Origin of the sequence: Vibrio sp. Vb2131 (assembly GCF_033338535.1) — a bacterium.
GTDB classification, from domain to species: domain Bacteria; phylum Pseudomonadota; class Gammaproteobacteria; order Enterobacterales; family Vibrionaceae; genus Vibrio; species Vibrio alginolyticus.
Map to the genome: position 1 here is coordinate 267,258 of NZ_JAWOSW010000005.1, position 25,920 is coordinate 293,177.

27 protein-coding genes are annotated in these 25,920 nt (G+C 44.2%); 5 read left to right on the forward strand and 22 right to left on the reverse strand.

From position 1 onward, the window contains the following. Positions 1-143 precede the first annotated feature (143 nt). Entirely contained in the window at positions 144-2,309 is a 2,166-nt protein-coding gene (locus R7E38_RS08675) for a S9 family peptidase (protein WP_213910083.1), read from the forward strand. Between the two features lie 217 nt (positions 2,310-2,526). Here R7E38_RS08675 and R7E38_RS08680 read toward each other — a convergent pair whose 3' ends face one another. The 10 genes from R7E38_RS08680 to R7E38_RS08725 form a co-directional block, all read right to left on the reverse strand. Next, positions 2,527-3,549, reverse strand: coding sequence for a porin (locus R7E38_RS08680; protein ID WP_206958688.1), 1,023 nt, complete (start codon positions 3,547-3,549; stop codon positions 2,527-2,529). A gap of 215 nt (positions 3,550-3,764) precedes the next feature. Further along, a complete protein-coding gene (locus R7E38_RS08685) occupies positions 3,765-4,634 on the reverse strand; it encodes a metal ABC transporter solute-binding protein, Zn/Mn family (protein WP_226083310.1) in 870 nt (289 codons plus the stop codon). A gap of 22 nt (positions 4,635-4,656) precedes the next feature. Then, a complete protein-coding gene (locus tag R7E38_RS08690) occupies positions 4,657-5,532 on the reverse strand; it encodes a metal ABC transporter permease (RefSeq protein ID WP_005393560.1) in 876 nt (291 codons plus the stop codon). Then, positions 5,532-6,260: a metal ABC transporter ATP-binding protein gene (locus R7E38_RS08695; protein ID WP_017635536.1), complete on the reverse strand. Its 729-nt coding sequence runs from the start codon at positions 6,258-6,260 to the stop codon at positions 5,532-5,534. The genes R7E38_RS08690 and R7E38_RS08695 overlap by 1 nt, the downstream gene beginning before the upstream one ends. After that, complete coding sequence (locus tag R7E38_RS08700) at positions 6,260-7,186, reverse strand: metal ABC transporter solute-binding protein, Zn/Mn family (protein WP_065275096.1); 927 nt, start codon at positions 7,184-7,186, stop codon at positions 6,260-6,262. Before R7E38_RS08700 ends, R7E38_RS08695 begins: the two co-directional genes overlap by 1 nt. A gap of 22 nt (positions 7,187-7,208) precedes the next feature. Next, positions 7,209-7,760, reverse strand: a complete 552-nt coding sequence (locus tag R7E38_RS08705; protein ID WP_054576195.1) for a DUF6162 family protein — start codon at positions 7,758-7,760, stop codon at positions 7,209-7,211. Beyond that, positions 7,757-8,077: a hypothetical protein gene (locus R7E38_RS08710; protein ID WP_005374251.1), complete on the reverse strand. Its 321-nt coding sequence runs from the start codon at positions 8,075-8,077 to the stop codon at positions 7,757-7,759. The genes R7E38_RS08705 and R7E38_RS08710 overlap by 4 nt, the downstream gene beginning before the upstream one ends. Before the next feature lie 42 nt (positions 8,078-8,119). Further along, positions 8,120-8,950: a DUF4198 domain-containing protein gene (locus R7E38_RS08715; RefSeq protein ID WP_025768070.1), complete on the reverse strand. Its 831-nt coding sequence runs from the start codon at positions 8,948-8,950 to the stop codon at positions 8,120-8,122. Positions 8,951-8,965: 15 nt separating this feature from the next. Next, positions 8,966-9,505, reverse strand: coding sequence for a DUF2271 domain-containing protein (locus R7E38_RS08720; protein WP_033906231.1), 540 nt, complete (start codon positions 9,503-9,505; stop codon positions 8,966-8,968). Between the two features lie 21 nt (positions 9,506-9,526). Next, on the reverse strand, positions 9,527-10,156 hold the full coding sequence (locus tag R7E38_RS08725) for a PepSY-associated TM helix domain-containing protein (protein ID WP_005374254.1): 630 nt from the start codon (positions 10,154-10,156) through the stop codon (positions 9,527-9,529). A 378-nt stretch (positions 10,157-10,534) separates the two neighbouring features. Here R7E38_RS08725 and R7E38_RS08730 point away from each other — a divergent pair, with 378 nt between their 5' ends. Further along, complete coding sequence (locus R7E38_RS08730) at positions 10,535-11,023, forward strand: hypothetical protein (RefSeq protein WP_042523421.1); 489 nt, start codon at positions 10,535-10,537, stop codon at positions 11,021-11,023. 67 nt (positions 11,024-11,090) lie between these two features. Here R7E38_RS08730 and R7E38_RS08735 read toward each other — a convergent pair whose 3' ends face one another. From R7E38_RS08735 to R7E38_RS08775, 9 genes are all read right to left on the reverse strand, one after another. Next, complete coding sequence (locus R7E38_RS08735) at positions 11,091-12,263, reverse strand: tetratricopeptide repeat protein (RefSeq protein WP_053304673.1); 1,173 nt, start codon at positions 12,261-12,263, stop codon at positions 11,091-11,093. After that, positions 12,260-12,880 carry an energy transducer TonB gene (locus R7E38_RS08740; RefSeq protein WP_005374256.1) on the reverse strand — a complete coding sequence of 207 codons (621 nt, stop codon included), beginning with the start codon at positions 12,878-12,880 and terminating at the stop codon, positions 12,260-12,262. Before R7E38_RS08740 ends, R7E38_RS08735 begins: the two co-directional genes overlap by 4 nt. Then, positions 12,880-13,284, reverse strand: coding sequence for an ExbD/TolR family protein (locus R7E38_RS08745; RefSeq protein ID WP_005374257.1), 405 nt, complete (start codon positions 13,282-13,284; stop codon positions 12,880-12,882). Before R7E38_RS08745 ends, R7E38_RS08740 begins: the two co-directional genes overlap by 1 nt. Further along, entirely contained in the window at positions 13,281-13,835 is a 555-nt protein-coding gene (locus R7E38_RS08750; RefSeq protein ID WP_005374258.1) for a MotA/TolQ/ExbB proton channel family protein, read from the reverse strand. The genes R7E38_RS08745 and R7E38_RS08750 overlap by 4 nt, the downstream gene beginning before the upstream one ends. After that, complete coding sequence (locus R7E38_RS08755; protein ID WP_226083305.1) at positions 13,835-15,202, reverse strand: MotA/TolQ/ExbB proton channel family protein; 1,368 nt, start codon at positions 15,200-15,202, stop codon at positions 13,835-13,837. The genes R7E38_RS08750 and R7E38_RS08755 overlap by 1 nt, the downstream gene beginning before the upstream one ends. Beyond that, positions 15,203-15,970, reverse strand: a complete 768-nt coding sequence (locus R7E38_RS08760) for a DUF3450 domain-containing protein (protein ID WP_206955101.1) — start codon at positions 15,968-15,970, stop codon at positions 15,203-15,205. It lies immediately after the preceding gene. 74 nt (positions 15,971-16,044) lie between these two features. After that, on the reverse strand, positions 16,045-18,138 hold the full coding sequence (locus tag R7E38_RS08765) for a TonB-dependent siderophore receptor (RefSeq protein ID WP_206955103.1): 2,094 nt from the start codon (positions 18,136-18,138) through the stop codon (positions 16,045-16,047). Positions 18,139-18,345: 207 nt separating this feature from the next. Continuing rightward, the gene (locus R7E38_RS08770; RefSeq protein ID WP_064369509.1) at positions 18,346-19,719 is read right to left on the reverse strand and encodes a sensor histidine kinase; all 1,374 of its coding nucleotides are present in this window, start codon (positions 19,717-19,719) and stop codon (positions 18,346-18,348) included. After that, positions 19,719-20,384, reverse strand: a complete 666-nt coding sequence (locus R7E38_RS08775; protein ID WP_017635544.1) for a response regulator transcription factor — start codon at positions 20,382-20,384, stop codon at positions 19,719-19,721. The genes R7E38_RS08770 and R7E38_RS08775 overlap by 1 nt, the downstream gene beginning before the upstream one ends. 230 nt (positions 20,385-20,614) lie before the next feature. Here R7E38_RS08775 and R7E38_RS08780 point away from each other — a divergent pair, with 230 nt between their 5' ends. Beyond that, entirely contained in the window at positions 20,615-21,325 is a 711-nt protein-coding gene (locus R7E38_RS08780; RefSeq protein WP_005374268.1) for a glycerophosphodiester phosphodiesterase family protein, read from the forward strand. A 35-nt stretch (positions 21,326-21,360) separates the two neighbouring features. Here R7E38_RS08780 and R7E38_RS08785 read toward each other — a convergent pair whose 3' ends face one another. After that, positions 21,361-21,843, reverse strand: a complete 483-nt coding sequence (locus tag R7E38_RS08785; protein ID WP_005374271.1) for a L,D-transpeptidase family protein — start codon at positions 21,841-21,843, stop codon at positions 21,361-21,363. A gap of 237 nt (positions 21,844-22,080) precedes the next feature. Between R7E38_RS08785 and R7E38_RS08790 the strand changes: the two genes are divergently transcribed. Together R7E38_RS08790 and R7E38_RS08795 are read left to right on the forward strand one after the other, a co-directional pair. Next, positions 22,081-23,076 (forward strand): 2-hydroxyacid dehydrogenase, encoded by a 996-nt coding sequence (locus tag R7E38_RS08790; RefSeq protein WP_054579202.1) that lies wholly within the window; start codon positions 22,081-22,083, stop codon positions 23,074-23,076. Positions 23,077-23,161: 85 nt separating this feature from the next. Next, positions 23,162-23,518: a YibL family ribosome-associated protein gene (locus R7E38_RS08795; protein WP_005374274.1), complete on the forward strand. Its 357-nt coding sequence runs from the start codon at positions 23,162-23,164 to the stop codon at positions 23,516-23,518. A 157-nt stretch (positions 23,519-23,675) separates the two neighbouring features. Here R7E38_RS08795 and R7E38_RS08800 read toward each other — a convergent pair whose 3' ends face one another. Next, entirely contained in the window at positions 23,676-24,707 is a 1,032-nt protein-coding gene (locus R7E38_RS08800) for a hypothetical protein (protein ID WP_025768076.1), read from the reverse strand. A 103-nt stretch (positions 24,708-24,810) separates the two neighbouring features. Then, a complete protein-coding gene (locus R7E38_RS08805; RefSeq protein WP_226083303.1) occupies positions 24,811-25,572 on the reverse strand; it encodes a cytosolic protein in 762 nt (253 codons plus the stop codon). Between the last annotated feature and the right edge of the window lie 348 nt (positions 25,573-25,920).

Consider the following 25,920-nt stretch of genomic DNA (forward strand, 5'->3'; position numbering starts at 1 on the left):
GAGTATCCAACTCGGAAATATTGAGGATTCTCACTTTTTCGGTATACCCCATAACAAAGAATGGACAACTGAAAACCACTAACAAAATGAAAGCCCAGCCCTCAGGATGAGGCCACTTGGGTGTACAATAAGGATAAAATCAGATGCGTTTCACTTTAACTACGTTGGCCGTCTCGGTCGCGCTTGTCGCCGGATGCAGCAATCAAGGAATCCCCAGCATGACTCAATACTCCCAAACACAGATCGTTGCTCAACAAACTCAAGCTCCAGTTGCGAAAAAAGTCCCTCACGCGATGACTATTCATGGCGATACCCGCGTTGATAACTACTACTGGATGCGTGACGACGAACGTAAAGACCCTGAAATTTTACAGCACCTAGAGACAGAAAATCAGTACGCAGAAACCGTTCTAAAGCACACTGAAACACTTCAAGATACGCTATTTGAAGAAATTAAAGGGCGCATCGCAAAAGACGACAACTCAGTACCGGTTCGTAAAGGCAACTACTTCTACTCCAGTGAAGTGACCGGAGATAACGAGTACGAAGTCCATTTGCGAGCTAAAGACTTTGCAGGCAAAGACAAACAAATCATTTTAGATGTCAATGAACTAGCAAAAGAACATGAATTTTTCAGTATCGGCGGCCTATACGTTAGTCCGAATGAAAACTTATTGGCGTATGGCGAAGACACATTAAGCCGCCGCGTGTACACCCTTAAGATCAAAGACCTGACAACAGGCAATTACCTACAAGATGAAATCGAAGGGGCCTCAAGCGCTGTCGCATGGCAGAACGATAACAACGCCTTTTACTACATCAAAAAAGATCCACAGACCTTATTGGGCTACCAAGTTTATCGTCATGTATTGGGCACACCACAAAGCAGCGATGAGCTGATTTTTGAGGAAACCGACAGCGCCTATTACACCTCACTAAGCAAAAGCAAAGATGGCGAAGATATTTATATCTGGCATTCGAGTACAGAAACCAGTGGGGTCTCTATTATTGATGCGAACAACCCTAAAGCAAAGGCGAAACCGTTCTATCCTCGTGAAGATGGCATTGAATACAGTATTTCTAAGCTAGGCGATTGGTACTACATTTATACTAACTATCAAGCCGTCAACTTCCGTTTGATGAAAGTTCATCAAAATGACATGCATGACCGCTCTAAATGGCAAGATGTGATTGCCGCAGACGACAACACTCAACTTGTCGACTTCGAGTTATTCGATGATCACATCGTCTATGAGCAGCGCTCTAACGGCCTAGCAAGCGTCACTGTACGTCAGCTTTCAACAGGAAAAGAACTCCCCCTCACATTTAATGACGATGCGTTTGCTGCCTATTTGACAGGTAACCTAGAGCTGGATAACGAGAAAGTTCGTATTTATTACAGCAGTTTAACCACTCCAGGAACCTACTACGATTTCGATCTAAAAACGGGCGGGTCAGAAATCATGAAGCAAACACCTGTACTTGGTGATTTTAATCCTGACAATTACCAATCAGAACGCATCATGGTCACAGCCCGTGACGGTAAAGAAGTACCCGTTTCTTTGGTGTATCGTAAAGACTTATTTAAGAAAGATGGTACGAATCCACTCTACCAATATGGTTATGGATCTTATGGCGCAACCATTGAGCCAACTTTCCGCTCGACACGTTTGAGTCTGTTGGATCGCGGCTTTGTTTACGCCATTGCTCATATTCGTGGATCTGAAATGCTTGGCCGCCCTTGGTATGAAGACGGTAAAAAACTAACCAAGCAAAACACATTCAACGACTTTATTGATGTGACTAAAGGTTTGGTTGAACAAGGCTACGGCGCGAAAGATAAAGTCTTCGCTGTTGGTGGCTCTGCAGGAGGTCTCTTAATGGGGGCTATCATCAACCAAGCACCAGAACTGTACCGCGGTATCGGTGCACATGTTCCGTTTGTGGACGTGGTAACCACTATGCTCGATGAATCAATTCCATTGACCACCAATGAGTATGATGAATGGGGTAACCCAAATAACAAAACATACTATGACTATATGTTGAGTTACTCGCCTTACGACAACATCAAGGCGCAAAACTACCCGAACATGTTGGTAACGACTGGCTTGCACGACTCTCAAGTACAGTACTTTGAACCAATGAAGTGGGTCGCCAAACTTCGTGAAATGAAGACAGACGATAACGTTTTGTTGTTCAAAACCGATATGGAAGCCGGACACGGCGGCGCATCTGGTCGATTTAAGCGTTTAAAAGAAGATGCGCTAGAGTATGCCTTCTTCCTCGATTTACTCGATAAAAAATAAGCGTATTAATAGAACTGCATCTCTTCTAACAACAAAAATGCCCGCAAGTTGCGGGCATTTTTTATAGACGCGCTCTATAAACAGAGACTTGGGTACCTAAGCAAAGAATGACCAGCGTCTCTTATAGTCAAAGGATAGCAGAAAGAAAAACGCCTACTCACAACGAGTAGGCGTTAACACAATAAATGTGTTTAGGCAGTAGAAACTGGCCTATTTATTAGAAGTAGTAACGAGCACCTAGAGTCCAGTAGTCGTTCTCTTCGCCAGGGTAATCGTTACCTAGGTCAAACTGGTAAGCAGCAAACGTTACGAAAGCAGGAGTTACAGCGTACTCTGCTTGTAGCGCAGTTTCGCTTGAAACTGTCTTGTTTTCTTCTTCGTCTTCTACGCCTTCGTAGTTAACGCTGAATGTCCAATCGTTCACGCCGTATGCCAAAAGAGCTTCAATTTGAGAAGTGTCTTTACGCATTTGGTAGAAGTACTCGTTCATACCGTATACTACCGCTGCGTAAAGGCCTGAACCGTATTGACCGTAGTTTACAGAGAATAAGTGTGATTCAGCTGTCTTAGTACCTATAGAAGAGTTCTCAACATCACCGCCGCTGTATACGTAGCCAAGACCGAAGCCCGCAACAGAACCGCTCAGTGCGATTTGACCACGATCTTCAAATACTGTTTCAGGCTTAAGTTGGTCTGTTACTTTGTATTCGCTAGTTTGCTTACCCTGCCAACCTAGACCAAGGTTGAAAGCAAAACCTTCACCAAATTCAAAACCTTTACGGTAGCTAAGCATTTTATCAGCACGAGCTGATCCTAGGCTACCGTGGTTGCTGTACAAGAAATCGTTCGCAAACGCGATTGGTAGATCCGCAACGCCAGCGACATCGTAGTACGGTGACCATTGAGTACCCGCAACAAGGCGACCGTACTGCTCATGAGTTGCACCGATGTAACCTAGACGCGTAGAAAATGACTGATCACCACCGTCAAGGTAGTTAAGTGCCCATTCGCCTTTAGCATCGATAGTAATACCGTTGCCAATGTCTTTCTTACCCGCAACGTTAATACGTGGAGACACTTGGTGAACTTTTACATCTTCTTCGAAATACTCACCCACGCCAACTGAAACGTGACCGCCGATCGATAAAGATGTACCATCGCTGTTGTAAACTTCTGCTGCGAAGGCCTGTGAACCACATGCTAGTGCCGCCACTGCAACGGCTAGAGTTTTCATTTTCATTGTTAACATCCGTATAGTTGTTTGTACCGGTTCGCTTAGAAACAGATTAAATCCGAATCAATCGCAACGAACACATAACAAAGTAGTAATGAAATAGAAATGAAACAAACACTTTCTTATGCAACCAGTGGTATTAATGCTCGCATTTTGAACTGAGTCACAAAAAAATAGGGAACTTTTCATTCCCCATCATAAAATTTGTGGCTTTTTACGTGTCACATCTCCCAACGTGCGAGTGGCTTCTCAGTTTTGATACCCTTACTGCCCCAGCGGTCAATAACATCAATTTGCAGTATGCGGCTCGGTTTAATAAGCGATGTCAAGGTTTTCGACGGTCGTTTATCCGTCACTAACCATAGCGTTTTATCTTGCTCAAACTGAGCTTTTAAAGATAATTTGTCTTCTTCTGTCCACTCGAGTTCCGGCTTAAATTCGCGCCCAACCACAAACAATTGGTTGCCAGAGGCAAAGTCCTCTAGTGACTCACTCATCAGTACCACTGAATCGATGCATTTATCGAAGATCTCTGCCTGTTGTTGGTTGATCAGTTCACGCACATTGAGCATAAGAGCCTGTTGATTCGTTTGAATCGTCTTTTGGTGTTCAGGATATACACGTTGTAGATCCTCTCCAACAATACCCGCCATTCGGATTAAGTTTGTAGGGTTCAGCCATGCGTACTTCGATGTTGACCCGTTTTCCAATGTCAGTACTGCAACTCCTTGAGCTCTAGGAGAAATGGCCTGTGATGCATCGATTTCAATCAAGTGAATGTTGCCCTGTCGAGCGTAAACATAAGTCGGGTCTTGTTTCCAAATCGCACCAAGAGTAATAGCAACCGTCGCGGCTTGACCCGCTTGCTTAACTTGCTCTGTACCTTTATTTGCGAACCAGTTCTCAAGACGCTCAACGCCGTAACGCTTTGGAGGCAGATACTGAGTCTCTATCCCTGTACCTTTCATGAGTTGCTCAGACAACATGTACGTGACGGGAGTGCTGGTTAAAATGTCTTTGGCGCTTGCCAACGATGGAAGTGTTGTCGCTATAACCAAACCAAAAGTTATCGCTAATTTTTTTATCTTCATGTTCATTACTTTATAAAAAGGGTTACGCTTTTTGGATAATTCGGTAAACCGTTGCTGTTAGGAAAAATGCCGCAGAAACAATGATGATGGATGCGCCTGATGGCACTGGTAGCTCAAGCTCCATCGGCAGTATGGTTCCTACTAAACACGCAATGGTTGCCAATAAAGAAGAAAGGAGAACAAAACTGCCCATGCGTTTAGTCAATAACCGAGCCGTTGCACCAGGAATCAGTAGCAATGCACCAACCAATACAGCGCCAATAATCTTTACCGCGGCGATGGTGACCAAGGTGATCATCATGACAAATAAGTAATCATAAAAGCTGGTATTAAAGCCGCGTACACGTGCAATATCCGGGCTAATACAAGTCAGCAAAATGCGGTTAAACGTTGGAATAAGAAGCAGTAATATGATCAAACAACTGATCGCTAAAATAAGGATATCGTTGTCCGTCACAGTCAAGATCGAGCCAAACAACACGTTCTCCAACATGTGAATGTTGATCTTGCGAGCAACGTACATTAACAGCGCAGCACCAACCGCTAACGCTAGTGCAAGAAAAACCCCAACCAGTGTGTCGTAAGGTACATTCGTACGATTACGAACAAAGTGAAGCAACAGCGCAAAAATCATACAAAAGCTAAACAATCCGATGATCGGATTCTCTGGCGGCTCACCGAGCAACACACCAATCGCGATTCCGGTAAGCGCAGCATGCCCAACCGCTTCAGAGAAAAAAGCCAGTCGCTTGGCGATGACTAATGTACCAAGACCACCAAGTAATGGTCCTAATATCAGCGCTGCAACAATTGCGTTCACCATGAAAGCATAAGAAAAGCTATCGCTTAACCATCCAGCTTCAACGCCGCTAACCGCTAACTCTCGCAACCAATCCATTATGCAGCCTCCACTTTTGCTGTGTAGTGCTTAAATAATGTTTCTATACGATCAGGACTTAGTACATCTGAATGGTGCCCTGACGCCACAATTTGACGATTTACAACATGGACCTGCGCATCTAAACGGCGCACTGCGGTCACGTCATGGTGTACTGCCAGTACCGTTTTGCCTTCTCCAACGACTTCATGAATCAAACCTTCAAGATATCGAACACCTTGCTCATCCATGCCAGTTGTAGGTTCGTCTAAAACCAATAAATTGGGCTCATCCAGTAAAGCTTGCGCAAACAAAACACGCTGTTGCTCACCGCCAGAGAGTTGCCCCATACGACGGTCGCTACGCGTTGCCATACCCACGCGATCCAGCTGGGCCAGGGCATGTTGAGTTTGTTTCGTTTTACGTCGCCAAAATAGAGGGATACGAGTTTGGTTAAGCAGTACAAAATCCATCACGGTTAACGGGAGGCTTGCTTCAAACATCGCTTTTTGTGGCACATACCCTATCTTCCCCGATGCAGCTGATGGTTCTGGCCAATTGAGCGCTATGTTTCCCGAAAATGGCGTGAGTCCAAGTACCGAACGAAGCAAAGAGGTTTTACCACCGCCGTTCGGTCCCATAATCACGTGACATTTCGCGTTCTCGAATTCGGCGCTGATATTCTGCAAAATGATATTGTCGGCGTATTTTAGGCCCACGTTACTTAAGGAAACGGAAGGTCCAGTCATTACGCCTTTTCCCCTGCTCGCTTACTCGCCACAAATTTCATGGCTTCGATTAGTGTTTCCACATTATCTCGCATCTCAACCTCAACTTTATCGGCCTCATACTCACCGTGAGTCATGTGAGAAAAGCGATAAAGCTGCACCCCAGTCGCCTCTTCGATGGTATCAACAAAGCGATTCGGCATATTGAGCTCATAAAACAGAACATCAATGCCCGATTCACGAATTTTCTCTATCGTTTCCTGTAGCTGACTTGCACTTGGTTCTACACCATGAGCAGGCTCAATGACAGCGGCAACGTCAACACCAAACTCCTGAAGGATATATCCGTAAGCATTGTGGGTTGTCGCCACCTTCATACCAGCCGTGTCCAACTCACCAAGAGACAACATTGCATCACGCTTCATCAGGCGAAATGTTTTCGCGTATTTACGAGCATTTTGGCGATAGAACGTAGCATTGTCTGGGTCCAATTGGCTTAGCTCACTCGCGATGGTGTAAACCTTTTGAATGGTTGTTGATAAACCGACAAAGGTGTGAGGGTTCACTGCTCCTTGACCAACAGACTGCCCCATAGCAGGCAATAAAGGCACTTCTTTGTTCGCCTCGATAACCACGAGATCATCACGCTGAGAAGCCTTGATCACTTTCAGTGCAAAATCGTCATGACCAATACCATTGATCACTATTACGTCCATTTCATTTAAGCGCTTAAGATCATTAGGTTGTGGCAAATAGTTGTGAGGATTAAAACCAGCATCAACCAAAGGAATGATGTCCGCCTTCTCACCAACAACGGCTTTAACATAGCTGTAATAAGGTTGAAGCGTAATACCAATACTGAGTTTATCGGCAGCAAAGCCAGTAGAAGACACCGTCAATAACGCGGTGGCTGTAAGAATACGACGTAAAAGAGAGCGTTTGATCATAGTACTTATCAATTATGTTGTCTTAATGGGCGTGAGAGTGAGAGGAAGAGTCTGACAGAATGATTTGTTTCCAACCGAAATCGTGGCGTTTTGCTAGCTCGCTCAATCCCTCCACATTTAACGAACGGCTAGAATCATTAAACCAAATATCAGCTTGAGAACTGCGGCTATCCAACAGCATGGAAGCAGAGCCTTGGGCACTGGTCTTCACGCCAATGTAGACACCGTCATCAATTCGTTGCCACTGATGAGAGCCTTTACGCTTCCAGTTTTGGTCTTTCACGAATGGAGCAATCCAAAGCGCCTCCATATCAGAGATCTCAGGCCAAGTTCCGGTATCTAACTGCAAATCACGAATCTCTTCATGAGCGAGCTTAAGTTCAGCGATCAACCCCAACTCATTTTGATGTAAATCCGTGATTAACACTTGATGAGACTGCATGTCTGGCTTTTCAGTCGCGACCTGATGGTAGGGCATAAGTATGGCTGCTGAACTGAGAATCGCTGCGATTGTCAGTGCGACCCACTTTCCTTCTCGGTTACCATCATCAGGGCGAACTTTCTGAACGCTCATTTCTCTTTCAGCTCAACGATATCCACTTCCACCGGGCTTTCATGTCCGGCATCAAATACCAAATAGAAATCTGTTTCAGGGTGAGTAAATTCTGCGATGGAACGCTTATCTGTTTTTTCTTTGGCGATCAGATTGTCGTCGTAATCGTACATTTCGACATCGTAGTCGACCGCTGTCGATCCATCCGAGTAGCCCGCTTCACAAATCACTTTATCTTGCGCCAAGTGACAGCTCATCAGAGGAAAATGTGCAGCAGCGTGAAAGGACGCAAATCCAGAAAAAAGCAAAACCGCTTTTAGAAGAGAAGTGTTATTCATGATAATTCCAAAATGGCCCAGCAATTGCTGAGCCTAATTCGATTAGTTAAGTTGAGTTTCAAACGTAAGGTGAACATTGGCACTCGCTTTATCCGCCAATGGATTATCTTTCAATTCACCTTTGTAGTTCGCTTTCATTAAGTAGCGCCCGGCGACTTCTGGCGTGAAGATCACTTTGCCATCTTTATCGCTCACCACATCGATTTGTTCTTGATGGTTTCGGTACATAGTACCTTCACGTGTAATCTCAGCAGTAACGCCCTCTTGTGGCTCTCCGTTAAAGAAAAACTGGAACGTCACAGGCTCACCTTCAATGATGTCCGATGGATGCGTGATCGGTTTCATCTCCAGCATTTTGCCTTCAATCTCCAACGCTTTGTCCGTTGGCATACCAACCGTAATGTAGCTTTCTGCTCGGGTGTAACTTAGTTGAGTAACCACATCACGCGCTTGCTCGGGAAGCACATCACCACGCTCAGCTTTGCTTGCTCGCGCCCATTTCACCGTATCACGACGGCCCGCTTTGTATTGTGTGTAGTAGCTCGGCTGATTATTAATCGCAACTTTGTGCGTGCCTTCTTCTGTAAAAAAGAAATCAAACATAGAGCGACGCTTGCCACGAACAACAAAGTTAGGACGCTCAGAGCGGCCATCCGGCATCACCACAAATGCCTGATCACTACCCGCAGGCTTATCAAAAACAAACGTTCCGTGAGAGGCAGTAACATCAAATGTCAGCCAGTCACCGCCTTCTTTAGAAACCGTAAAGTGAGAGGGCAGAACCCAACGTGGATGTGCTTGCGCGGTGGTGGTTACAGCCAATCCCATTGCCATTACACTCGCCAATGCCACTGCTTTCATTTTGGTTTTCATTGTTGTGTCCTTTAATCACTTAACTTGATAATTGACGGTGATGACACCCGTCTCTTGTGTTGGTTTAAGCTCATAGCGCACGTCACTGTCCGCTAGCGTTATTTTTTGACGTAAGTAGTTTCGCCCACCATGTTCACGAACGACTTCGACGTACAACGTGTAATTTCCTTGTTCCAAACGCTCCCCTGCGTCATTGGTTCCATCCCAGACAAAGCGGTATTGACCAGCAGGACGTGTTGCAGAAGTCACCGCATCAACAAGTTCACGATCATAACGACCCGCTTTTCTCCACCAGCTGCGTAGATCTTTTAACCATTCGTCTTTCCCTACCCATAACTGAATGGTTTTAACCGGTTTACGCTGATCGTTTTCAACCCAAACCGCCACATAAGGGCGTGCATACATTGAGGTATCTATCTTTGGAAGTTCGAGTTCGAAGTCGACCTTCGCGTTATCTGGTAGAGGCGCCGCGGAAAGAGAGAAAGGAGCAAAAGCCGCGATCAAAGCGGCTTTACAAAAGTGATTACGGCGGAAAAATCTTCCTGTGTTCAACATAAGTGTTCTCTAAAAAAGCTGTTATGGAACAGCAACAAAATAAATTACGAGCGACAGTAACGTACCAAAGCTCATCCATTGCATTGACGTTCTGAGCGTCTTCTTCTTAGGCAGTAACAAGCACACGCCTGTAAGAACAAAAAACACCATCAAAAGCGCAGTGACGTCGATAAACCACTTCCAAATCCCACCACTGTTGCGTCCTTTATGTAGATCGTTCAGCAGCGCAACAATACCGTAGTGCGTCGTTTCGACGTCTGCTGCACCAGTAGTCATATCAATAAAGACCGTAGCGTTATAACCCGGGCCTTTAAAATCCATAGAAAGCTCTCCGAGTAACAACTCACCTTGCTCAACTTCGGTATACACATCTAGTGCGGAGGGAGTGCCGCGAAGCTCGGTTTCTTTAGTCAAGAAAGCCACCAGCCCTTCACGATTAGGTTGAAAGGTATCTGAATGTGAGAATAAAACTGAGTGCGGAACCGTCAGAGTATGTTGTTGAATGATAGGTTCACTGCGTTCAAACAATTCGGGGCGATTGAGGGTAATACCAGTTACTGCAAAAAACAGCGTAACTAAGAGAAGAGCCATCGAAATATAGATATGTAGGCGGCGAGCCCAAGTTTGAACACCTTTGCTTTTAAGCAACATAAAAACAATCATCACCAATAAATGTGGGGCATAATTTAGGTGATAATCATTCGTATTGGCATTTAATTTACATTGTTTACTTTTTCAATTCAGCTTGGCTTGCACATGTTTTAGCTATTTGGGCCAATGCGAGTTACCGATTGCCTACCCTCTAGATAATAACCCTATCAATTTTAATGACTCAAAATTTAATGATATTTCCAATACTAAAAGTGGGATAGACTCCACCAAAATGCGCCTTTATGTATATTTAATGAAAAGCTTAAAAGCTATCCATAAACTAGATAAAAAAGGTAAGCTAAGAAGTTAGTGTAGGGTTAGATAGAGAAGATTTTCTGATGCTAGCCAAACGTTATGGTGTAGTTCAGAAGGAAAAATATGAACAAGAATGTTGGAATAATTCTCTTATCACTTTTCTCAAGTGTCACTTTCGCAAGTGAAAAGTTTGAAGCCAGTTTGTTTAACAACGTAAGCCAATCTATCGATAATTATGGTGCTAAGATAAAGCTGTGCGAATCTATGGCAGACCAGAATACACCTGACAAACAAACCCTAGAGTATTCAAAGAAGCATATAGAAGCATTAACTCCTGTTCTGCCGTTTTTAAGCGAGAAAGCTTTTGAGGCTTGTGTATTAAAAGAGAAGCAAGAGCTAGCATATTATCTATTAATAGCAAAAAATAACGCTTCAAGAACCTCAACATTAAAGCTTGTAGAATCGACTGAAAGCCTAACTTTTCATATCGAACCTACATCGAGAGAAAAGTTTGAAACACTGAGCAAGGTACATCAAGAATATATAGAGAAAAGCCCTTTTTTCTCCCGACCATTTGATGCATTAGCTTTTTATGAAAAGCTCATACAATAAATAGCCTTTATGACTTTAGACAAAAAAATACCCGAGACTGAGCTCGGGTATTTAATAAAAATGTTCGCTATGAGTTCTGCGTCGATTCTACTTTGCGTAGCTGTGATAGATACTTAACCCAACTCTTTGCCTGATTCGATGGCTTAATCTCATTCGCTCTTTTGGCATTAGCGAGCGCATCGTCAAACCGCTTAAGTTTGTAGTAAGCGCGAGTTTTGATAAGTGCAACATCCGCTTTACGACCTCTGACCTTATCGAGCGCGGCAATGGCATCTTTATAATGGCCTTCTTGCACCAACAGTTGAGAATAGTTCCAGTAATACTGCCTATCTAGCTGAGCTGCAATACGCCAGCTATCGATAGACTCTTCCCACTCTTTTGCCATTTGCCAATACGTTGCTTGCTGAGCTTTTAGCTTACTATTCGAGTTTACATCCTCTAGCTCGTTCATCACCAACGCAGCTCTCTCAGGAATACCTCGTTTCGCGTACAATTGTGCCAGCAGCTTTAAGTCATCTTGGCTAAGTTGTAACCCTTTCAGTTTTGCCAAAGCCAAAGAGTCTAGGGCACGTTTGTTGTCATCAACCCGTAGGTATAGAGCAACAAGCTGACGCCACCATTCAATTCGCTCAGGTTCAATCACTATTAAGCGTTTGATGGTCGAGATTGCCGGCTTCCACTTTTTCAGTTCTAGCTCAGCAGAAAGCTTTATCGACAATGCGCCAAGCTTGTCTGGCTGACCAAATTTCTCATAACGAGCCATTGCTGAAAGCACTTTTTGCCACTGACTCAGTTGATAATGAGATTGGGAAATACGCAGCCATAGCTCATGCGCTTGTTGACCTTTAGGAATGTTTTGGCTCAAGGCATAGTAATGAGGTAACGCCTTAGAAAAACGTTGCTCGTTCAGCAGTATATCAGCCAACATTTTTCGGGTTTGCCATGCTTGCTCATCTTGTAGCAAACCACTATTGACTGCCAACTCAAGTTGCTTAATCGCCGCTTGAGTTTGCTCATTCTGCCAGTAAAAAATACCCAACATTCGAGCGACATAAGCTTGGTCATATCCACGAGAAAGCTCCATAGCTTCAAGAGATGAAATCGCTTCTTTCAGTTTCTCTTCTTGAGCCAAGTTGTGTGCTCGTTGAACTCTCGCTGCGGTGTATTGGCTTAACTCACTGGCAATGGTTGAGAGTGCACTCAGGCTTAATACCGTACCGATTAAGAATTTTTTCATCATTTGGCTAACTTGAACTCCACTTTAGCGGTTTGTCCGAACTGCTCAATTGACACACCATCCTCAACTTTTGGCTGATACTTCCATTTTTTAAGCGCACGGATTGCTTCCCTTTCAAACATGCGCTCGGGCTCAGCCTCGATCACTTCAATATCTTTTGGTCGTCCAGTTGCATCGATCGTGAAACGCATAATGACATAACCTTCCACTCTACGTTTCAGCGCCTTACTTGGATAACGAGGATCAACACGATACAACGGCAGTGCTTGCTGGTTGCCCATTGTTCCCTTCAAGTTTGGGGCGCTAATCGCGATGCCTTCAAGGGCTGTGTTTAAACCTAAAGCACTGACTGGCGTCATCTGACTCATTGGTTCCATTTGAGTGTCAGCTTGAGACAGATCCATTGGCTCCGGCGCTTGAGGTGGTTCTGGTTGCTCCGGCACTGAACGTTGACGACGCTGCACGTCTGCTTCATTCTCTACCATCACCATATCAAAACGAACGGCTTCTGAAGCTTCTGGTGCACGCTGGTTGCCTTTATCAACCATCCACGCCATAAAGCTAAACAAGCTCACAGAAATTAACAGTGATGCTGGTAGTGCAAGTAACAGCCTGCCCATTAAGGTTTCTCCGCCGCCAATGCAATGTTCTTCACACCCGCCGCCTTTGCAGCGTCCATCACTTTCACGACAGTGCCATTGTAAGCATGCTCGTCAGCTTGGATAACTAACGAGGCATCAGGTTGATCAAGTAACAGGTGCTCAATAGAGGCCTCAACACGCTCAATATCAACCACTCGTTTGTCAATGTACACATCATTCGCTGCCGTTACTGCGATAAAAATGCCCGCGTCTTTTTGACTTACTACATTAGAAGCCTGGGGGCGATTCACTTCTACACCGGATTCACGTACAAACGAACTGGTCACAATGAAGAAGATCAACATGATGAAGACGATATCAAGCATCGAGGTTAAATCGACTTGAGCTTCATCTTGTTGGTTAGGTCTGCGTCCGAGTCTCACTTTTGACTCCTTAAAGATTGTTCTAACTGGATAGCTTTTCGTTCACACACTTTGCTAAGGCGAGCATGAATAAACATGCCCGCAAGCGCTGCTACCATACCTGCCATGGTTGGCAGCGTAGCAAGTGAGATACCAGAAGCCATCAATTTCGGATTGCTGCTGCCTTGCGATGCCATTACGTCAAACACCGTAATCATGCCTGTCACCGTCCCTAACAACCCTAGCATTGGGCAAACCGCCACAAGTAGCTTAATAGTCGATAGGTTTTGGCGTAGTTCGATTTGCGCTTTTGCAATCCATCCTTCACGGATTTGATGCGCGTACCAAGAGTGGTGCTCTGATCTTGCGTGCCACTGCTCACAAAGCTGTTTTTTTACCCCAGGGAAAACCGTTGTGAGATAAATAACTCGCTCCATAACCAACAGCCAGCACACCGCCACGACGGCGGCCAGCCACCATAGGATTTGACCACCTTGCTGCATAAAGCTCGTCAAGGTTGTGGCCCAATCCTCACTGATCAAACCCAATGTGCTGAGTAGGATCTGCTCCATTACGCTGCGTTCTCCGCTAAGGTGTTAGAGTGACTTTTGTTATTCGGCATATCACGCTCAGCTTGTTCTGCAACTAAACCGATGCCTTGTTTTTCTAAGATACTGCGAATATTTTCTGCTTGAGAGCTCAATACGTTGTGCGCTAATAGCAAAGGCATGGCTGAAACAAGGCCAAGTACGGTAGTCACAAGTGCCATCGAAATGCCACCCGCCATTACTTTCGGATCACCATTACCAAATTGAGTGATGACTTGGAAGGTTTCGATCATACCCGTTACCGTGCCTAGTAGGCCAAGCATCGGAGCTAGAGCAGCAAGAAGCTTAAGCATCGACAACCCTTTTTCTAGGTGGGTTTGCTCATCAACAACGGCTTCCAAAAGACGTAGTTCTAACGCTTCTACGCTGCGATGCTTGTCTTTCTGGTATACCGCAAGCACGCGACCCAAAGGGTTGTTTCCTGGCTGCGCTGGGGTTTTCAGTTGCTTCATGATTTTCTGGCGCGAAATCATCAGAGATGCACCACGTACGAGCGCAATCAATAGGCCGATAGCCAATAAACCAAGGATGATTTTGCCGACAACGCCACCCGCATTTAGGCGATCAGCCAAAGTCGGTGAGTTTGCGAGCTGCTCAAGAAGAATGCCACGTGACGGATCTATGACAAGCGCATCAATGTCACCAGAGGAAATAGTATTCGCTGTTGGACCGCTTTCAGGCTGACGAAGATAGTTTACCGCATCTCCGCGTTGACCATTCCACTTAACGTAGCCAGTGTCATCCAGCAGCGCCATAGAACCAAGACGAACACCATTAAGCGTTTGTTCACGACCCTCGCCATTTAGCAGTGTGAAAGAGACGTTTGCCATTTCACCGCTTGCTTTGATTTGTTCTTCCATGCTGCGCCACATCGCCTGAAGTTGGGTCAACGTTGGCAGTGATTTAGCCGCAACAATAGCATCGATATCTTTCTGATATGAGTTTGCATCTACACCGGTTACTGAGCTTTTTAGCTCAGACTCTAGCTCTTTTGCGTTCTGGCGAACGACGCCAAATAACTCACCTAGGCTCCCGGTTTCTAGACGCAACTTTTCTTCTAGCTGTGCCAGTTCTGCTTCATTTTCACCGAAGGTAACACTTAATGAGTCCGCCTCTGCTTGAAGAGCAGCACGCTCTGCCACCAATTTATTCTTTATAGCCTGTAGGTCTTGCTCTGTTTGCTTAAAACCTGATTCACGCGCGACATTGTGCGATTGCTGTTGACGATTTTCTTGCTGCGCCTTTTGTAACAACGCATCACTAGCAAAAGTTGTATAAGGCATTAATGCGGCTGTCGAGATTAATGCAACCGATAACCATTTTTTCATCATTTATTTGCCCTCCGCAGCGGTTAACGACACTGGCAGAGTTAACATACTCGGCGCGATCTGTTTATTCGCCATAGCGAACGCTTTGTCTAGCTCTGATTTTTGCTCAGAACCCACTTGTTGCCATGCTTGTTGTTGCTGTGACCAGCTCCAAAATGTGTCACCAGATAAGCTACGCGCTACCAAAGACAAACGGCCTAAATAGAGAATGTCCGCCTCCACAGCTTCATTGTCACCTAGGTTAATCTTGCCTTGGTAAACGCCAAGCTTGGTGCCGTAATCCATTTCAATTTGGTACGCTTCTAAAATACGACGAAACTTCTCTGCATCCGCAACGTCTGCACGCGTCATCATGGAATCCAGCTTTGCAATTCGCTCCTCACGTTGCGCTTTGCGTATAGGCTTGTCGTTAGCGACGAGCACTTTTAAGCCCTCAAGCATGTGATACATTAAAGGCACGACACCTTGACGAGTTTGAGCAATCTGTTCAATTTGCTCGTTCAAGCTATCAACTTCTTGATTTTGGCTCTCAACAAGGCTTGCAAGATGATCGCGATAAATCTTCAAGTTACCGACTTCTTCTTGCATCTGCTCAATTTCAGCTTCTAGAGTAAGTGATTTTTCTGCGCTTGCATCAATACGTTTTTGGCTTACCGCCGACGACTGGTTTGTTTTACTCTGCACAGCTTGTGCATCGTTTAAGTTCGCCGCGTGAGCGGGAATCAAAACCGATGATATCAACAGAGCGATACTTGATTTCATTAGATTCATACGAGTTATATTTCTGTGTTCCAAAAACGACCAAAGGGGAAGACTACCCTTCCCCTTTAATAATCAAATTGTTATCAGTACTTGAACTGGATTGTTGCCATGTAGTTGCGGCTTTCTCCAACCACAACCCCACTCGCACCTTTTTGCTCGCCATTCGTGCTACCACCACCTGCGAAGTAGTCGGTATCGAATAAGTTTTCGACATTGAATCGAGCAATAATATCCAAGTTTTCATCGTACTTATGTTTGTATGACACGCCCATATCAACGCGAGCGTAGCCATCTTTCTTGAAGGTGTTCTTTGCATCACCGTAGCGATCACCTTCATAAATCAAACCAAGGTTTAAGTTAGTGTTGTCTTGAACCTTGTAGCTAGACCATAGACTTGCCGAGAACTCTGGCACGTCTACAGGGCGGTTACCTTCATATCTTTCTGCCTTCTTAAGCTCTGCATCCAAATACATTGCAGAAGCGGTTAGCGACAACTCTGAGGTCACAAAACCTTGAGCCATTAACTCAGCGCCTTTGTGAACTTGCTCACCACCTTGCGTTTTCTTGTGTAGGAGATTGCCGCCCGCGTCTTTGCCGCTTTCAACATCCAGCGAGATGTTCTCTAACGTGATATCAAACACAGCACCAGATACAAATAAACGCTGATCAAACAGTTCCCACTTCGTACCGATTTCATAAGAGATACCACGCTCAGCGTCGAGTTTCTCACCTTCATTGATGTAGGTACGACTACCGTTGCTGACTTCACCTTGAGGCATGAAGCTTTCAGAATACTGAACGTAAACCGAGCCATTCGTCGATGGGTGGAAAATGACACCAAATTTTGGAGAAACCTGGTTTTCGGTCAGTTCATCATCACGCTTTTCGTCATAACGAACACCTGCAAGCACTTGCCAGTAATCATTAATCGTCATCATATTTTGCGCGTAGATACCCCAAGTATCGTACTCAGCTGTTGGTGATTTCTTCGAACTACGATAGCTAGGCTTAGGCACCGTTTCTCCTGGAGCAATACTCGCCTCATTATGAATTGCCATAAAGCGATCATAACTGTAATCTAAGTAGTTAGCGCCCACTAACAACGTGTTTTCCGTACCGAACAAAGTAAAGTCCGTCGTCACATCTATATATGCAGTATCAAATACCCAATTATCGGAGCGATCGTTGCCTCGATGCTTAATCGTATTTAACTCTTCATACTGATCAAACTTAGGGTAAGACTCTACATCAAAACGCTTAAAGTCTTGGCGGTTGTAACCTGCTTTTACGTTCACGTTATCCGTGACTTGCGCATTAATATCGACACCGTAGTTTTCTACTTCGTTATCAATTTCAGACCACTGCGCATCCCAAATGTACTTATCACCGCGAACCGCTTTGCCATCAACAATGTATGCGCCAGAGTCCACGCTACCATCGTCTTTCGTGCGATCGTAATGAGCCGATACCATAAAGTTGTCTGTGATATCGTACTCAACCACTAGGCCAGCTACCGTACGATCTGTTTTAGGCTCAGTGCCATCACCGTACCTGCGCCAAGAGCCGTAGCTTTCTTTGGCAAAAATTGCGCGCGCTCGCAGTGTCTCTGCATCATTTAGCGCGCCACTCACATCAAGCACAGTGCGTGAGTGATCATTCGAACCTAGATCTTGACTCAAACTTGCTTGTGTTTGAGTTGTTGGTTTTTTCGAAACCATGTTTACCAAACCACCCGGCTCAGATTTACCGTATAGCAGACCTGATGGACCTTTAAGCACTTCAACACGCTCTAAAAGCTCAATTGGCTGACGGTAGTGTGACCAGTGTTGACGACCATCACGAAGAAAACCGTCTGAACTGCTAAGTTCAAAACCACGTAGAGAGAAACGTTCGCGGTTACGGCTTGTACCACCCGCGCTAACACTTGCATCGTTACGTAGCACTTCACCAAGTGTACTTGCACGCTGCTCATCAATTACCGTTTCATCGATAACCGCTACTTGTCCCGGCGTTTCCAGCTGCGTCATTTCCATGCGCATTGCTGTACTGTTTGTATCTGCCTTGTAGCCGAATTCTCGACCTTCTACAACTACATGTTCGTCTGTTTGAACTTCCGCCACTGCAGGTGTTGCTAACACTGCACCGATCACTAACGCCAAATGGCTCTTAGTAAACATATCCTTTCACTCCGATTATTATTTTTCGGGTCACATACTTGTTGAATGCGATTCCCTCTTAATTATTTCGCGGGTGAATATAAGTGATAAGTATTACCATTTGCATTAAATTTACATTCTTTGCATTTGCAAACTTTTGTAAAGTACTCTCTGATGATGCGCCTTGATAATGTGACATTAATCACAAAAAATACAACTTAATCATACTTATTGTTTGAACACTAAAGTAACCCTCAAACCACCTTGCTCACGGTTTTTCGCCGTGACTGCTCCACCCATAATACGCATGGATTCTTTGACAATCGCAAGACCTAAACCGTAGCCACCAAGCTTTTTATCTCTAGAAGCATCTAAGCGTGTAAACGGATCAAAAATATCGACCAGCTTGTTCTCTGGAATACCAGGCCCATTATCAGATACTGACATGGTGGTGAATTGCTGCCCTTCTTTGACATAATTTTCCAGAGAAACTTCTATCTGAGATGCTTGTCCTGAATATTTAATGGCATTACCAATAAGATTGTTCAAACAACGAATGACCAGCGTTTCTTCACAAATGGCTTTAGCACATACAGCTTCTGAGCGGAAAGACAACGTCTGTTCTGACTTCAAATCTATTTTGCAACGTTCTACTTGCGGGGAGAGCAAAACTTCTAAATCACAGCGTTTCGTGGCTTTGTCGAAGCGCGCATTTTCCAAGCGACTGAACTCCAATATATCGCTGATCAAATGGTTTAGCTCTTTTGCTTCATCTTCTAGCCTTGTCACTAGGCTTTGCTCACTTTCTCCAACACGCTTTCGCAAAAGATGCAGAACCAAGTTCTGCCTCGCTAACGGCGTTCTCAATTCGTGAGAGACATCTCTTATAAGCAGTCGCTGCTTTTCAGCGAGAGAATGAATCTGTTGCGTCATGTGATCGAAGTCTTGCGCTAACTCGTTAAACTCACGCGTGCTCGACTTCAGCTCTTTCACGACACTAACATTAAAATCGCCATTAGATAGCTTTTTGCTTGCTTCTCTCAATCGATCCAATGGTTGCTGTAAGTTACGTGCCATTAGCAGCGAAAAGAGCGCCAAAATAACCACTGCAATCACGACTTTGAGAATAGAGAAATACAGAATGAAGTCATTTGCAGGGTGCAGTCGATGTGGCAATTGAATCACTAAAGTATTGCCATGAACTAAAGGAATATTGATGATGGGGCGATTCACTTTCCCCTCAAGTTGATCATCGATGCTTCTCTTAAATTGAAGTTTGAACTCGAAGTGCGGATGCATCAGACGGTGCGTAACTGGTTGCTGATGTTCATTCAACACAAATAAATAAAAGTTTTGCGCATTTGCCCAGTCAGCAAGTTCGTCCATGTCTCCGTGCTCAATCAATACGTTAGCTTGATGTGCAAGGTCTAGCATTTCTTCTCGCACACTATCGGGCACTTTCAACATGGCTTTCACCAGAGCTTGTTCCGCTAAGGATTGCACGACCAAAATGCTAATGACAATTGCGGTCATGCAACTAAATAACTTGAACGCTAAGCTGTCTTTACGTTTTGCAATAAAAGGTGGACACCGGAGCTTCATTAACAGTTTACAGCCTCTAAATAACTGTAACCTTTGCCACGGAAGGTTTTGATATGTTGCTTGGAAAGCCCCGCTTCAACTAACTTGCGACGTATGTTACTGATGTGCATATCAAGGTTGCGATCAAAAGGACTCAGCTCTTTCTTTAACACTTCGGTTTGAAGCTCTGCTTTTGAAATCACGACTCCTTGGTTTTTTACCAAGTAGCTCAATAGTTCAGCTTCCGTACTTGTGAGGGGTAAGCTATTAAGCTGGTCACTGATCGTTTGAACGGTACTACACATCGTCTGACGTTGACGTTCCAAGCCAACACGACGAAGAATCGCTTTGATGCGCATTAGAAGCTCAGCGACATTAAAAGGCTTTCCGATATACTGATCGGCCCCCGCTTGGTAACCATCAAGCATCGAGTTTTCATCGTTGAGAGCGGTAAGCATTAGAATAGGTGTCGCGAAGCGCTGACAGATCCTACGAGCAACTTGCATGCCGTTAAGGTTTGGTAACATGACATCAAGCAATACAAGATCTACAGGCGTTTTTTCCATATATTGCAGCGCACTTTCACCGCAATGTACAGAAGAGACGATGTAGCCCTCCTCTTGCAAAACCGCTTCTAACAGCTCACACAAAGGAACGTCATCATCGACTATCAAAACTCGTGACATTACCACTCACCATTCAAATAAAAATGGTTCGCATTTTATTACTCATTTACCAATTAAACAACTACACACTCTAAGGCTTTAAGTCCACAGGACTCAGTCCAAGAAGCAGCAACGTGCCATTAGAGTTTAATGTTCACTTTTACTAAAGGTTCCTAACAATATGCACCTAGATATATCTTCATAGAAAAAACGAGTACAATCTGGCAACCGCAAAGCAAAAGATAAAGCGAATGGAAACGTTATTAATTGGTCACCGTGGCGTGGCAGGTTCATACCCTGAGAATACAAAAATAAGCATTCAAGCAGCCATTGACCTGGGGTTGAAGTGGGTGGAAGTGGATATACAGCCTACCAAAGATAATGTTTTAGTGGTTTGCCATGATCATACCGTCAATCGATGCAGCAATGGACAAGGCCGTGTTGATGAGCTCACCCTGGAAGAGTTAAAAGCATTAGATTTCGGTAGTTGGTTTAGCACAGACTTTTCAGGCGAGAAGATCGTGACACTAGATGAACTGCTCACTTTAGCTACTGAGAATAAGCTTAACTTGAATATCGAAGTTAAAGTAGACAACCATCCAGCGGAAGAAGTGGCGCAGACTCTCGCCAATGCGTTAACAAAAAGTCCAATGCCGCAAGAGAATGTACTCCTATCGAGCTTTAGTCATGACGTCATTAGAGCGATGCACAAATACTGCAGTGGCTACCGATTGGGTGTGTTAAGTGAATTCTTTACGAGAAAAGATAAACGCCTTTTGGAGGAAGTTAGTGCCTATAGCTGCAACCTAAACATTAACTGGGTTCGTACTCGCCAGATAAACAAACTCCAACAAGCCGGTTACAAAGTGATGTGCTATACGGTAAACAATCCAAATAAACTGAAATACCTACCTCAATTAGACGGTATTTTTAGTGATCATCCACAGCGCTTTATGCCATAGCCTATAAGAGCCAGAACATTAAAGGGGACCTTTTATTACCACTCAATCTGAATTGGTGTCCCCATCTCGACAAGCTGGATAAATTCGTCCATCTCCTCGTTGGTAATCGCAATACACCCATTAGTCCAATCAAAACTTTGGATATAAATCGGCAACTGACTCTCACCGTTTTTTAAGCCATGAATTTTGATGTTCCCTCCAGGGGACACACCTCGGCGCTTCGCTTCCAACGTATCAATCGCATCAGGGTAACTGATATGCACAGAACGATAAAAAGCAGAGTCCTCTATAACATAATCTAGAGTGTATTCGCCCTCTGGCGTGCGATTGTCTCCCTCTTCTTGTTTATGTCCTTGCGGGTTCGCTCCTAAAGCAATTCGGTATTCTTTTAGCACTGCTCCTTGTTCCATCAAATACATTCGACGCTTAGACTTGTCGACTTTAACAAGGTCAACAGCTGCGTGAGTGCCCGAAGCAAACACACAACACAAGAACATAGAGAACCATTTTACTGACATTGTCGTAACGCCTAAGCTAATAAAGTGAACAAGAAAAGAGCGATAATGCTAGTCAGTTAAGGCTCGTAAAGCAAACAGTATCTAATGCGGAACCGTAAGATAGCACTCGCTGAAAGGCGTACTTCTTATCGTTATTTGATACAACAAAGTCAAAGAGAAGATTTCTCTATTCATTGCGGCTAAGTTGCATTACTTTATAAGCATATTTATAAAGTCCGTACTTTTTGAGAGGGAACCATGATTAACATTGCTTTTTTTAGTGCAAAATCCTACGACGAAGCCTCTTTTAATAAAATTAAAAATAACCGCGATTTTGAATTTCACTATCACGACTTCCGACTAACCGAAAAAACAGCCAAGATGGCGCACGGCAGTGATGTTGTATGTGCGTTTGTTAATGATGATCTTTCAGCTCCTGTCCTTAAACAGCTTTCTCTGGGCGGGACCAAGCTTATTGCTATGCGCTGCGCGGGATATGATAAAGTTGATCAACAAGCAGCCAAAGAACTAGGCTTACAAGTGGTTCGAGTTCCTGCTTACTCACCAGAAGCAGTGGCAGAGCACACGGTTGGTTTAATGATGTGCCTAAACCGCCGTCTTCACAAGGCCTACCAACGCACACGTGACGCCAACTTCTCGCTAGAAGGTCTTGTTGGCTTTAACTTTTTCGGAAAAACCGTTGGTGTTATTGGTACGGGTAAGATTGGTATCGCGACGATGCGTATCTTCAAAGGGCTTGGCATGGAACTGCTTTGCTACGACCCCTACGAAAACCCATTAGCGCTAGAAATGGGAGCCCGTTACTGTTCGCTTGAAGAAATCTACGCTAATGCGGATATTATCTCTCTCCATTGTCCAATGAGTGAAGAAAACTATCACTTATTGAACGAAAAAGCCTTCGCGCAAATGAAAGATGGTGTAATGATCATTAACACCAGTCGAGGCGAGTTGCTAGATTCACTAGCGGCGATAGAAGCGTTGAAACAAGGTAAGATTGGTGCGCTTGGCCTAGACGTGTATGACAATGAAAAAGACTTATTCTTCCAAGATAAATCTAACGATGTCATTGTAGATGATGTTTTCCGCCGTTTATCGGCTTGTCATAACGTGCTGTTTACTGGCCACCAAGCATTCTTGACTCACGAAGCACTGAATAATATTGCCTCTGTGACGCTTGATAACGTCGAAGCCTTTTTCTCTGGTAACGTATCGGGCAATGAACTGATTAACTAAAGCCAGACAATCGAGAAGTATAGTAGAGCGTGTGATCTCAGCTATGCTATACTCCTCGACTATTTAAAATTTGAGCCAAATTACCATGAGCATAAAAACTGATATTCAAAAGCTGCACAACCGTTTAGATACATGCCAACGTAAACTTGATGCGGCACGTTCTCGTGGTGATCACGAAATGATTACAAAGTTCACGGATGAAGTAGAACAGCTTACCAAAAAGCTTAACCAGTTAAAGCACAAGCAAAACTATGAGCTGAACAAAGAACGTAAAAGCTTACTTGATATGCCTTTCTCTCGTGAAATCACCAAAGCAGAACAAGCGGACATCGGCAAACTGAAAAAACGCGTACGCGGCTTAGTAATCGTTCACCCATTAACAAAAGTTGGTAAAGAACTTCGCCTTGATGTGATGACAGGCTTTGCGCCAAAAGAGTTTTAAAACTCGCATTAACATTTATGGAGCCCAAGCATTTGCTTGGGCTTTTTATTTTGTACTGCTTCATTAAATTTCATCGAAATATCAACCCATAAGCTCTTAAAAAGGCCAGCGACAAAAGCCACTGACCAAATTCAAAATGCCAGTCTGCATTACTCGCCTACGACAGTTGCTGCAACTTGTGCTCCACAACGGGGTCATTCGGAACTAACTGCTGAGCCACTTCCAAAAGTTGTACTGCATCTTGCGGATTGTCATGCTCATGCTTCATCGCAATATCAACAAGTGGCTGAATATCGATTTGCGCTTGATGCTCCTTCACATGTTCTTTCTTTTCTTCAATTAACACATTATGAGCGGTACTCAGTAAGTTCAAACGATGCTGTGAACTCGCATTCGCCTTGTTAAGGCACTGATAGTAATCTTCTTTTAATCGCAGCGTTTTAGTCTGATGACGAAACTGCGCTATATCTATCTTCTGATAACGTATAAAGTCTACAGCCACTTGCTTATAAAAACCGAATTTATTCAAATACGTCGCGTGGGTACCATGTCCCATCCCGAAGACTCTTAAGTGAGTGAGCTCTGGGTAGCGTTTGGCGTGAAGGCGGTCGATTTCATTAGTTGGATCATAAATGATGTAGCCTTTTGCATCGCCAAGGTCAAGGTCGTGATACTTTCCTTCCCAATCAAATTGTTGGGCTAGTTCAGTACTTGGCCTATCATCCCATGGCACCAAAACTCTGTTTTTTGTGCTGACCGGGTGAAACATCAATACTTGATCCAACTTTAATAGATTGGAAAAGGCACCAATAGCAAAACCACCGCGGCTAAGCCCATAACCTAAACGACATTCAAAAGGCTCAAGTAAAGTTGATAGCTGCTCTAGAAAGAAAATCAAATTACGGCTGCGAAACCAGTTACTTTTCCCAAGATGCTGAAATGAAATAATATTTACTTTTTGTTTCTGGGCTAAGCGATAGCCCCAAGGCGCAAAGTCTGAGTGTAAGTCCTGTACTTGTAGATTCGTACCAGCAGGGGAAAAGGTGAACAACAACGGTTTATTGCGGTCGACAAACTCATACTTAACAAATACATCATCAAGTAAGTCCTCCCCGGACATCGGTAGCCTGGTTTGCTGTTCTTCACGAGAAAGAGCCAGCCATTCATCCAACCAGTACAGTAACTTCATTAATCCTCCATCTAAATTGCGCCTAGCAATTGTGTTAAAAATCTAGTTTTTAGTGTGTGATCATCTCCCCCTGGTTACAGGGGACTCTGATATCAGTCCTCTTTTAAAACAAAGCGTGAATTTGCTTATTAAATTGGTCAATATCTAAGGTTTGATGGCGAACAAACTCCTGCGCCACCAGATTAAAAAATTCTAATTTATCTAATTGTGTGGATTGAGTGCCGTGTCCCATACCGACGACTTTTAAATGGGTAAGCTCTGGATAACGTTCAGCATGAAGACGATCAATGCGATTGGATGGGTCATAAATAATATAACCTTTGGCATTGCCCAAATCTCGATCATGGTAGCCGCTTTCCCAAGCAAACTGCTGAGCAAGCTCAGTACTCGGCCGATCATCCCAAGGCACTAACGCTTTATTTTTAGTGCTAACAGGATAAAACAACAAAAGATGTTCTAGTTTCAGCAAGTTAGCGAACGCGCCAATTGCAAAGCCACCTCGACTTTGCCCATAACCCAAACGACATTTGAAGGGATGAAGCAACTCAGATAGCTGCTCCAGAAAGAAAATCAAATTCCGACTACGGAACCAATTACTTTGTCCTAAATGTTGAAAGGCAATAATGTTTACTTGTTGTTGTATTCCGAGCTCGTAGCCCCAAGGAGAAAAATCCGGAGTTAAATCTTGTACCTGCACATCAGTACCGGAAGGAGAAAATGTAAACAACAATGGCTTGTTAAGATCGACGAGTTCATACTTCACAAACACATCATCAAGTAAATCGTAGCCAGAGATAAGTAAAGCCATCTCTTGTTCTTGTTGAGTAAGAGCTTGCCATTCATCTAACCAGTAAAGTAGCTTCATTTTTTCTCCAAGTGCATCCGCAGTATTTAGACTGGAACTCTATCAAAATGCGTTTAAGCATCCCACGTTGAGACTTAAGAAAGCTCTATTTGAAGCCCAAATGAGACGTATGGCAATGTCTTCGATTGAAGGTATTACTGCGTAAACTAAACCCAAAGTAGGTACGCAAAAACTTGGAGAAAGAGCTAGAGAAAAATCAATTAGAAGTTTCGATAACAGCGGTTAAAAAACAACAGATACAAAAAAACCGCTGTAAGAACAGCGGTTTTTTTAAAAGTGGCGGAGAGATAGGGATTTGAACCCTAGATACGCTATTAACGTATGCCGGTTTTCAAGACCGGTGCTTTC